8 protein-coding genes are annotated in these 11,579 nt (G+C 39.8%); 3 read left to right on the top strand and 5 right to left on the bottom strand.

Annotated elements, in window-relative coordinates; all coding sequences use genetic code 11:
* Nucleotides 1-4: 4 nt before the first annotated feature.
* Nucleotides 5-1,393 (top strand): MBOAT family O-acyltransferase, encoded by a 1,389-nt coding sequence (locus tag MKY84_RS05610; protein WP_342528366.1) that lies wholly within the window; start codon nt 5-7, stop codon nt 1,391-1,393.
* Nucleotides 1,394-1,408: 15 nt separating this feature from the next.
* Nucleotides 1,409-2,398, top strand: a complete 990-nt coding sequence (locus MKY84_RS05615; protein ID WP_342528368.1) for a hypothetical protein — start codon at nt 1,409-1,411, stop codon at nt 2,396-2,398.
* A gap of 627 nt (nt 2,399-3,025) precedes the next feature.
* Here the strand turns inward: MKY84_RS05615 and MKY84_RS05620 are convergent.
* On the bottom strand, nt 3,026-4,081 hold the full coding sequence (locus MKY84_RS05620) for an LCP family protein (protein WP_342528370.1): 1,056 nt from the start codon (nt 4,079-4,081) through the stop codon (nt 3,026-3,028).
* A gap of 186 nt (nt 4,082-4,267) precedes the next feature.
* Here MKY84_RS05620 and MKY84_RS05625 point away from each other — a divergent pair, with 186 nt between their 5' ends.
* Nucleotides 4,268-6,166, top strand: a complete 1,899-nt coding sequence (locus MKY84_RS05625) for an NlpC/P60 family protein (RefSeq protein ID WP_342528372.1) — start codon at nt 4,268-4,270, stop codon at nt 6,164-6,166.
* 18 nt (nt 6,167-6,184) lie between these two features.
* On the opposite strand, the gene MKY84_RS05630 is transcribed toward MKY84_RS05625, so the two are convergent.
* From MKY84_RS05630 to MKY84_RS05645, 4 genes are all read right to left on the bottom strand, one after another.
* Nucleotides 6,185-8,263 carry a GGDEF and EAL domain-containing protein gene (locus MKY84_RS05630; RefSeq protein ID WP_342528373.1) on the bottom strand — a complete coding sequence of 693 codons (2,079 nt, stop codon included), beginning with the start codon at nt 8,261-8,263 and terminating at the stop codon, nt 6,185-6,187.
* A gap of 137 nt (nt 8,264-8,400) precedes the next feature.
* The gene (locus tag MKY84_RS05635) at nt 8,401-9,927 is read right to left on the bottom strand and encodes a tripartite tricarboxylate transporter permease (protein ID WP_342528375.1); all 1,527 of its coding nucleotides are present in this window, start codon (nt 9,925-9,927) and stop codon (nt 8,401-8,403) included.
* A 14-nt stretch (nt 9,928-9,941) separates the two neighbouring features.
* Entirely contained in the window at nt 9,942-10,403 is a 462-nt protein-coding gene (locus tag MKY84_RS05640; protein ID WP_342528377.1) for a tripartite tricarboxylate transporter TctB family protein, read from the bottom strand.
* Between the two features lie 56 nt (nt 10,404-10,459).
* Nucleotides 10,460-11,485, bottom strand: a complete 1,026-nt coding sequence (locus tag MKY84_RS05645) for a tripartite tricarboxylate transporter substrate-binding protein (protein ID WP_342528379.1) — start codon at nt 11,483-11,485, stop codon at nt 10,460-10,462.
* Nucleotides 11,486-11,579: the final 94 nt, after the last annotated feature.

Here is an 11,579-nt window from a genome sequence, read left to right on the forward strand (position 1 = left end):
TCACATGTTATTCAATTCATTTGAATTTATTTTTGTCTTTCTGCCAATCGTCTTTATTGGCTATTTCTTAGTTAACAAGATCCATCATACGGCAGGGATTGTGCTGTTACTACTCTCCTCTCTATTTTTCTACGCTTGGTGGAATCCAGCCTATCTCCTATTACTCATTGTTTCAATCCTAGTGAATTACGGTGTGGGCACTTGGATGATGCGTACTGAGGCTATGAAAAAACAAATTTTGATTTTAGGAATCATTTTTAACGTTTTACTATTAGGCTATTTTAAATACACGGACTTTTTTATCGCTAATTTCAATCACGTATTAAATACCAATTTTCAACTATTGCATTTACTATTGCCGCTTGCGATCAGCTTTTATACATTTCAACAAATTGCGTATTTGGTCGATCGGTATAAAGGAAAAGTGGAGGATAACAACTTCCTCAACTATGCATTATTTATTTCATTTTTCCCGCAGTTAATCGCTGGACCAATTGTTCATCACAAAGAAGTGATGGGGCAATACTTGGATGCAGCGAAGAAAAAGATGCATGCTGAGAATATCGCCAAAGGCTTATTTATTTTCTCGATTGGATTGTTTAAAAAAGTAGCCATAGCCGATACCTTTGCTGTGTGGGCAAATGAAGGGTATTCAAATGTTCAGGCCCTCACCACTTCAGAAGCATGGGTGACATCGCTTGCTTATACATTCCAACTCTATTTTGATTTTAGTGGATACAGTGATATGGCCATTGGTTTGGCACTATTGTTTAATATTGTTCTTCCATTAAACTTTAACTCACCTTACCGGGCAGTCTCTATTCAAGATTTCTGGCGTCGTTGGCATATGACACTCTCTCGTTTTTTAACGGATTACTTGTATATTCCTTTAGGAGGAAGTTATAAGTCGATTCCCCGTACATACGTCAATATCTTCATCATCTTTTTTGTCAGTGGAATATGGCATGGGGCTGGATGGACATTTGTCATTTGGGGAGTATTGCACGGTCTAGCCATGATAGTACATCGATTTTGGCATCAAAAAGGCTTCAAACTACCGGCTATTGTTGGTTGGATTATTACCTTCCAATTTGTTAACGCAACGTGGGTTTTCTTCCGAGCACTAACAGTGGATGATGCCTTAATCGTATTAGGGAAAATGGCAGCGATTCAAGATTTGGTTCAGCCTCTTGAGACGTTTTCAGCAACATCTCTCGAGCTGATTCTTTATTTTGTTGGAGCAGGAATAATTGCATTTTTCTTTAAGAATTCTTATGACTGGATGCAGGGACTACGACCGAATCCAATGTATGCCATTGCGGCAGGAGCCATGTTTTTATATGTTGCTCTAAAACTTCAACAAGTATCTGAGTTTTTATATTTCAACTTTTAGAGAAGGAGATAGACTATGACGTATCGTTTTTTTATTGTCATCTTTTTTAGTATGACACTTGTCCCGTTACTGATCATCGGCTCTTTTTCTTACTGGATTGATCCATTATGGAGTTTTTCTCATAAACACGACTATAACGATGTTCAAGCAGTTATCGATGAACGCCAGCAAAAAGTAAATGAACTATACTTTGGCGATAACGATTTTGATACGCTACTAATAGGAAGTAGCCGAACCACCTATGTTCCAGCTAATAAATTTGAGGGAATGGATGTCTACAACTTTTCTGCCAGTGATTTGTCGTTTCTTGAATATCGCCCTATGATTGAATTTGCTCAGCAGCAAAACAATCAACCATTTGAACGGATTATTCTTGGAGTAGATTTCTTCAAAAGCAGTGAATTTCAAAGTGAAAAAGCTGTAGATTTAGCACCCTACATCGAAAAAGTTCAAGAACCCTTTTACCGCTGGAAAAATTTAATTTCTCTTGATGTATTTGATTACGCCAAACGAAATTATGACTGGTCAGCAGAGGGGAGACTTCGCACTTTACGACAATACAATCGTGATAATATAGCTGAAGCAAGAGAGTTTGAACAAGCAACGATTGAAAAAGAAACAGCCGCTAAAGTTGAAAAGTTTAGGGCTGAATTCTATGGTGATAATTATCGCTATGATTCTCGTGTGAAAGAAGAGTTGGAAGCTATCCAAAGCGCTTACCCCAATGCAGAATTAATTGTGTTTACAACGCCAATTTCAACACCACTTTATGAAACATTAGTAGAAGAAGGAAATCTTCCTGATTATGAACGGTGGTTAGAGGATTTAAAAGGTGGGGCGGATGAGGTGTATCACTTCATGTATCCAAACAGTGTCACTAACAATTTGGCCAACTATTTTGACGGACACCATTTTTATCCTCATATAGGAGAACAAATAGCTAAAACAATTAGCACAGGTGAGATAGAAGGAGACTTTGGACAAATTCTATCAAACAAAAACTAAAAACTAAATGAACTTGAGACAAAAATAAAATCGGTAGATTCTCTAGGTCGCACTCCAGAGAATCTACCGATTTTTGTCTTCATTGAGTTACGTTTCGTGGGGGTGTCGTATTTACAACTCAATGGAATCAAGTTGCGAACGTCAGAAAGACGCTCCAAAATCAGTCGCACCAACCGAGGCCAAGATCGCCTCACTTGGCACGCCTGATTTCCTCGGACTTTCTTGAGTGACGTTCTCCACATCTAAGAATAATCAAGTTGCGAACGTCAGAAAGACGCTCCAAAATCAGTCGCACCAACCGAGGCCAAGAGCGCCTCACTTGGCACGCCTGATTTCCTCGGACTTTCTTGAGTGACGTTCTCCACATCTAAGAATAATCAAGTTGCGAACGTCAGAAAGACGCTCCAAAATCAGTCGCACCAACCGAGGCCAAGATCGCCTCACTTGGCACGCCTGATTTCCTCGGACTTTCTTGAGTGACGTTCTCCACATCTAAGAATAATCAAGTTGCGAACGTCAGAAAGACGCTCCAAAATCAGTCGCACCAACCGAGGCCAAGATCGCCTCACTTGGCACGCCTGATTTCCTCGGACTTTCTTGAGTGACGTTCTCCACATCTAAGAATGACTATTCGCTTTCAGTTGAATCGTCTGGAGTAGTTAAGGAAGAATCGGTTTCTTCTTGTTCAATAGGTCGAGTATACGTGTAACCAGGAAGTTCTAAATGGCTCTTCAAACTCTCTCTAGTTACCTCTAACTCGTCTTGATCTAGCTGCCAGTAGTAAACGCCTGTAGAAGTATCATCAAACCCTGCCAGAGAAATCGTTTCGATTTCAGGTACACCAGAGTTTAGATATTTTAAGAATGACATCATATTATCGAACGTTAAATCTGTTCGGATGTTGTCACCTAGTGCTTCGATGACATCACCGTATTTTCCGAATGATTGTACAGAAGAAGCACGGCTTATTAGCGCCTCTAAAATCATCTGTTGGCGTTTGCCTCGTTCAATATCATTGTCTACCATACGAGTTCGAGCAAGCGCCAATGCTTCTCGACCATCTAATAATTGACGGCCTTCTGTTAATTGAATAGTATATTCATCATTTTCATCAAGTTCTAACCGGTCGTAGGGAACATCCACAACAACCCCGTCGAACGCGTCGACTACTTCAATAAATGCCTCAAAGTTTAATCGAACATAGTAATCAATCGGTATTTCTAATAACTCTTCAACAGTTTCAATTGCTGCAAAGGTGCCTCCATAAGCATGAGCATGTGTGATTTTATCCTCATAGCCTACTTCTGGAATATAAGTGTACGTATCACGAGGAATACTTACAATTTTAATTGACTTGTCTTCATTATTTAAAGTTGCGACCATCAATGAATCTGAGCGACTATTTGAATCGCCAAAGTCTCGTTTTTCACTATCGTCAATACCGACAAGAAGAATCGACACATTGTCTTCTAATGGTTCTACATCTTCTTCTCGTAAATCAGAACCGGATTCTCGTTCTTCTATTGCTTCAAAACTATTATTAGCTGCAACTTCTGCTTTTTTTGCTAAATAAACGGCGTAGGTGGCTGACAAGATTACTAATGATCCGAGAATGATTAAAATGCTATATAGTATCTTTCGTTTGCGTGATTTTTTCATGGTTCGCAGTTCTGAACGCTGCATGGACATAACCTCTTCGCCACTATAAATTTTTGTCGAATACAATCATCAATTATACTATGCATTTGAAGTGATGAACAGAGATTCTTACTATATTGGTCGTTTATTTGCATTATTTTTTGAAAATTGGAACATTTACCAAATCAATCGGTATAATGAAAGTAGATTATATATGAAGGAGAAAACTACATGAAACAAATGAAAATTGGGATTGTGTTTGTTCTTATTTTGACGCTGCTATTACCTTTTAGCGAAGCACAAGCAGCTGCCCCTACCGCCCATCAAAAAGAATGGGATTATTTAGTCGCTCAAAAAGTCCTTTTACCAGAAGAGCTTTCTCGTGACTGGAAGAAATCCATCACACGTATGGATGCGGTCGTCTATCTGGCAAGAGCCTTGAAGCTAGAAAAACCGGTTATCCAACAGTCAGAAACGCAACAGTCTACTGAAGTGGATTTGTCTGAAGAAGATGTACAAGAGGATGACTCCAAAGTCATAACAGAAGTAGAATCGGAAGTGGAAACTGACATTGAAACAGAAGTAGAGACTGAAATCAAGACTGAGATCGAGACTGAAGTTGAAACAGAAACAGTGATTGAAATAGAGACTGAAGTAGAGACTGAAGTTGAAATTACAGAGGAGACTGAAACGTCAGAAATAGAAGTTGAATCTGAAGTCGATGTGGAAGAAACTCAAATCGACTCTGCAGAGCAGCAAGTAGATTCTGAAACTACAAATGACACTGATCAGCCTGAGAAACTTGAATTGGCAGCTGCTCCTTTATTTAGTGACGTACCTAGTGATCACAAAAATTACTGGATGATTGCTGAGTTTCATAAACGGGGAATCATCAGTGGCTACCCAGATGGAACGTTTCGTCCGAACAATTCATTAAATCGAGCAGACATGGCACGAGTTATCGCTTTAACATTTCAATTAACGGGAACGACAAGTGCAGTATTTACAGATGTATCTACAAAAGCTTATTTTTATGAGGCTGTACAAAATCTAGTAGCTAATAAAATAACAGTGGGCTACCCAGACCGCACCTATCGACCGTTCGTTGCCACAACGCATGAACACGTATTGTTGTTTATTGCACGGACGATGAATTCTGCATTTCGAGTAGAAGTACAACCTTTACCACCACCTAAGCCGCAAGTGTGTGAAAAGAAGATGTCCATCCCACACCGGAAAATTGGCGTGCAGGCAGCAAACTTCTGGAAGCAGCCCAATAAGACGCGACCAATTGATGCTCCCGCTTCGACAAATCCAACAGATTTACGCCGTTGGTCGGCTTCACTTAGCGAAAACCAAAGTTGGTGGCTCGTCCAACAAACAGATACACAAGCGCTTTATGGGGATACGATTACAGTTTCCCAAGTATCAGGAGATTGGTATAAAGTCGCTACAAAGGATCAATGGGTACCTTATAATGCAGCAGGATATCCAGGTTGGGTTCCCGCTTCTCAAATTGTAAAATCTTATTATGATTACAGCGATTGTCGGATAGCTATTGTTCATGCAAAGACATCGTGGTTAAAAGATGCTAGCACGAATAAAAATTCAGTAGAAGTCAGTTATTCAACTATACTCCCTGTAGTAGGCGAAGAGACGAACTCTTGGATCGTAGCTGCTCCCAACGATAAAAAGATGAAAGTGGCCAAGGCGGATGTCAAAGTGCATAAGAACTATGCATCTGTTCCCAAGCCGACAGCGACGACTGTGATCAATGAGGCGAAGCGGTTCTTAGGATTACGTTATATTTGGTCAGGAACATCTGCTTACGGTTTTGACTGTTCAGGTATTCTTTATGCAATTATGCGTACTCATGGCGTGCTTATTCCTCGAGATTCATTCTATCAAGCAACAAAAGGGACATGGATTTCAAAATCTAACATGCGAGCAGGAGATTTTGTGTTTTATGCTGGGAATTCTGGTAAAGGAAAAGTGTATCACGTGGGCCTATATTTAGGTGATGGCATGATGTTACATGCACCTAATGCTAGTAGCTCGGTGAGAATTGAACGCTATGATAACGGAGCCTATAGCTGGAATTATCACTCAGCTAGACGCTACATTCAGTAAAAGAAGCTCTCACTCAAGTTACGAGTGGGAGCTTCTTTTTTCAAACCATTGCTCAATTTCAGATGTAGGTAAGGGACGTGCATAATAGTATCCTTGAATGGTTTTACAACCTATAGCTTGTAAAAGCTCCAATTGCTGTTGAGTTTCCACACCTTCTACAACGACGCGCAGCTCTAATAGATTGGCTAAATCAACGATTGTCTTCACAATGCCAAGACTCTTTTTATTGGTCTCGATATCTAGAATAAATTGGCGATCAATTTTAATTTCATCAATTGAGAAGTGTTGTAAGTAGATGAAGGCAGAGAAACCTGTCCCAAAATCGTCAATACTTATAAGGAACCCCAGTTCATGCAATTCAGCGATACGCGTTTGAGCAGCTAAATAATCGCCCATTGCCACATTCTCGGTGATCTCTATTACAAACTGATGGGGTTGCACATCATATGTCTCCAAACATGATTTTAAATAAGGAAGAAGCTTTTCATGTAAAAAATGTCTTGGAGAAATATTGATTGATATTGTGCAAGTAGAAAAACCTTGTGATTGCCATTTCTCTAATTGTTGAAAAGCTTGCTCGATAACCCACTCCCCAATTGGCAAAATAAGTCCCGTAGATTCTGCATGATGGATAAAATCAAATGGTGGAATAATCCCTTTGTCAGGGTGATGCCAACGAATGAGTGCTTCAAAACCCTCTACAATCCCTGTTCTAGAATTGACTTGAGGTTGATAGTACAAACTGAACTCATTCATATCTAACCCTTTACGAAGGTTAAACTCTGTATGTAAAATATCTGCACTTTGCTCTTTCATAAATGGATTGAAGATGGAAGCGATACTCTGTGATCCGAGTTTTTTACCATGACTCAAAGCAATTTGGGCACTTTGTAAACAGTGTTTGACGTTGTCCCCATGAATAGGATAATCTGCTCTGCCGTAGCTATAAGTGACATATACTTCTTGACCTTTGCTATGGAAAGGTTTTTTAATTTCCATAAATTTCTCTTCAAAGTGCAAGCGCTCTTGAGGTTGTAGGTACAATACAAAATGATCCATAGCAAGACGGGCGACAACATTGGGCTCTTTAAAATTCATTTTTAGACGATGTGCTATTTCTTGTAAGACTTCATCGCCACCGTCGAATCCTAGTACTTCTTGAATTGTGGCAAACTGATCGATTACTAAATAAATAAACGTTCCACTAGCTTGTTCGGCTAGGTGAGTAGAAACTGTATCCTCAAAAGCATTCTGATTGGGTAGCCCTGTTAATTGATCGACATAGGCAAGTTCTTCGATTCGTGCTTCAGCTTCGATACGATAAATGCGTTCATATAAGAAAGCCACCATATCAGCGAGGGTGCCAACTAATGTTTGATCTAGCTCAGTCCAGACGCGTTTTGAGAGAGACTCGCAACAAAGTACGCCCCCAATTCCAGAGCTCAGCATAATGGGAGCATCTAACATGGAACGTATGCCCCCCATGGACTCAAAGTACTCTGGATACATCTCAGCCACACGTGGGTCTGTTTTTACATCATGAATAGCTAGGGACCGCGCACTCTGCACAGCTTCAAAATAAGTAGGATAGTGAAGTTCGTCAACGGTCTGTCCGAAGTTATGGGTAGGAATACGCGCGTCATAAATAGTTTGCGCCTCTAGGACCGTCTGCGAAGGATTGAATAGCCAGATGCCGACGCGTTCAACTTGAATAAGTTGCGCGATAGTCTCACAAGCGTTCTCAATCGTTTCTTTCAATGACTCTTTTGTAATTGATCTAGATTTAGCCAGCTCAAATAATTTCATTTGTTGCTCGCGCATCGTTGCCTCAATCTCAAAGAGAGAACGAAGGGCTTTTTCTTCATGAGCAGTAAAGAGGGCAAAGTGATTTCCGCTAGGGGTGGAACCCATTGTAATTTCATACAATGCGTCGTTGATTGCTAATTGAAAGGGCTTGAAGTCTAAATCATTACTTTTTGACCATAATATATCTTGCTCATGAGTAGTTAGTTGTGAAAAGATAGATGTTTGATCAAGGAGAGGATGCAATTGATAGGTGATTCGATCAATATGCAAAACTGCAACCGTTTGTCCCATTTGTTCCCCCCCTTATTGTGCAAGTAATATCATAAAGATACCATATTTCCGAAGAAATGACAGTGTCAACTTTTAAGTAAACCAATTAAAAAAGGTCAACCTGAGTAGGCTGACCTTAATGTGCTATAAAATTATTTCTAAGCTTCTTCACTGATAATGACATTTTTCCCTTTTAAACGAAGCAGTAGGGGAACCACTAGCCATAATAACGTAACAATTAAAAAAGTTAGGGATAATGGATTTGTGACAAAAATACTAAAGTCCCCATTTGAAATGGTAAGAGCTCGGCGCATATTATTTTCAATCATAGGTCCGAGAACAAGTGCAAGCACTAAAGGAGCTAGTGGGTAATCATGCTTCGCAAGTAGATAGCCTAAAACTCCGCAGGCTAATAAAAGAAACAGGTCAAAGGTAGTGTATTGAACAGCATAAACCCCAAAGATTGAAATAGCTATGATAATAGGGAGTAAGTATTTTTTTGGTGTCTCTATAATTTTCGCAAATACACGAACTAGAGGCATATTCAGAATTAAGAGCATCAAATTCCCCAAAAACATACTAGCTATTAATCCCCAAGCAACTTGTGGATGTTCTTCAAATAATAATGGGCCTGGCTGTATGTTATACATAATGAAAGCACCCATCAGAATGGCGGTTGTTCCTGAACCTGGGATTCCTAAAGTCAGAAGTGGGATCATGGCACCACCTGATGCAGCGTTATTAGCTGATTCAGGTCCTGCTACACCCGCAATGTTTCCTTTTCCGAACGAATCAGGATCTTTGCTTAGCTTCTTTTCAGTAATGTAAGAAAAGAACGAGGCCAATGTAGCACCTGCTCCTGGTAGAACACCTAAAAAGAATCCTAAAATAGACGATCGACCAATTGGACCCACACTCTGTTTTAAATCTGATTTTGTTGGCAGGATGCGTGTGATTTTCGCAACGGGCTCATCGTGCGTTTCTTTCTCAAAGATGGTTTTAAATACTTCTCCTAATGCAAAAAGACCTACTGCAATTGTTAAAAATTCGATACCACTAAATAAAATAGGGGAGTCATATGTAAAACGAGCAATTCCAGAAACGGCATCGATTCCAATCGTTCCAAGCATTAGACCAACTACAGTCATTATCAAGGCTTTTGTAATGGATTTTCCAGCAAGTCCACTCACTGCTGCTAATCCCAATAACATTAGAGAGAAATAATCTGCTGGCCCAAAGTTGATGGCAATTCTAGAGAGAGGTTGTGCAAGCAAAACTAGACCTATCAATGAAATGATACCTGCAACAAATGAACCGATTGCTGAGATGGCGAGAGCCGCACCAGCACGTCCCTGTCTTGCCATTTGGTAACCATCTAAAGTCGTCACTACAGAAGAAGATTCACCAGGTGTATTTAATAAGATTGAGGTAGTGGATCCACCGTACATGGCTCCATAATAAACACCTGCTAATAGAATGATGGAGCTAGTTGCGGCCATCTCGACCGGCAGGCCAGACGTTAAAGTTGCTGTAATCGGAATGAGTAAGGCAACACCACTCATCGGTCCAATTCCTGGAAGCACGCCTACTGCTGTTCCTATAATAACGCCAACTAATGCAAATAGAATATTGTGCCATTGAAATGCTACTAAGAAACCGTTCATTAGATATTCAATCGTGCCCATTATTGTTCACCTTCCTATAGTGGGAATCCCGGAAGAGATCCACCTAAAATATTGACGTAGCCAAAATAAATGACTGCTGAAAAAGCAGCGGCAATTAGTAATGAGTTCAGCCACTTTCCTTTTTCTAACACTTGAAAAGATATCAGTAAGAATACAAAAGTAGTAATCAAATAACCAAGAGGTTCTAGTAGAAGTACGTAGCCAATGGCAGATCCTAAAATAATAAAAAATCGTTTGTATTGTGGGGACGATAACGACTCAGCTGAATTGTGTTGTTCCTTTGGCTTTGACTTATAGCTTTCAATAATTAATAAAATGCTTAATGCAATTAAAGCGGCGCCCAAACCCATTGGAAAAATTTTAGGGCCAACTGACGATCCATAAGCGCTATCGGAAATCTTTAATGCTTCTGTAAAAAATAAAATACCAATTACGAAAAATACAATACTTGCGATTTTATCAAAACGCACTGTCATGATGTGTTAACCTCCTTAAATAAGTAATGCGAGCATTTTCATGCTCGCATCTGCGTTTATTTTTGCATTTCAAGAGCTGTTAAGATTTCAGTGATAACTTGTTCTTGTTCTGCTAGAAATTCGCTAAATTCTTCGCCACTTCGATATTCATTTGCCCAGCCATTACGTTCAAGTTCAGCTGTCCACTCATCAGTTTTAACCATCTCATCTAACTTTTCAGTCCAAAACTCTTGAGCTGTAGGTGACATATCTTTTGGTCCGAATAGACCTCTCCAAATGGTAAATTCAGCGTCGATGCCTAAATCATAAAGAGTGGGAACATCTTCTAACCCTTCTAGATTAAGTTTTTCTGGGGATGTGACAGCTAGAACACGTACATCGCCACTTTTTACATAAGAAGTGACAGTTGAAACGTCTGTTCCAATAGCATCAGCATTTGATCCTAGAAGTGCAGCCATTGCCTCACCACCACCATCGTAAGATACGTATTTTGCAGTTTTTGGATCAATCCCATATTCGTAAGCAGGCAAGATTGTCAGTAAGTGATCCATGGAACCTGGTGCAGACCCACCAGCTAAAGTGATGGAAGTTGGATCAGCTTTGATAGCATCTAAGAGGTCTGTTAACGTCTCAAATGGAGAATCTTCTTTAACGACGATTGCACCAAAGTCTTTCGTTAATTGAGCAAGTGGAGTTGTATCCTTGTAGCCGTATGGACTATTTCCTTCTGCCTTTAAATTATTGATTAAAATTGGAGGTGATTTCACCATCAGCATATGATCGTTGCTAGCTTCTTTCGTCGCATAGGTTGCCATAAATACAGCACCACCGCCACCTGGTTGATTTTCTACTGTAATTGCTTTTTCAACAATTTTTGTTTCATTCATTACTTTACTGATGGCACGAGCTGTTAAGTCCCAACCACCACCTGCTCCAGATGGTGCGACGATAGTGATATTGTTTTTCGGATACTCAGACTCTCCGTTTTCAGTAGCGGCATTTGACGAGTTTGTACAACCTGCAACGTTAAGTAACAAAAATGCTGAAGCTGCAAACAGTGATAATTTTTTTCCAATCTTCATGATAAATCCCCCTTTTAGTAAAGCGCTTTCATTAGCTTTTTCTAACCTTAAACTTTTTTCGGAAAATTGAATATATTTACAACATATTCTCTTT

This window comes from Chryseomicrobium sp. FSL W7-1435 (assembly GCF_038595005.1).
Taxonomy (GTDB): Bacteria; Bacillota; Bacilli; order Bacillales_A; family Planococcaceae; genus Chryseomicrobium.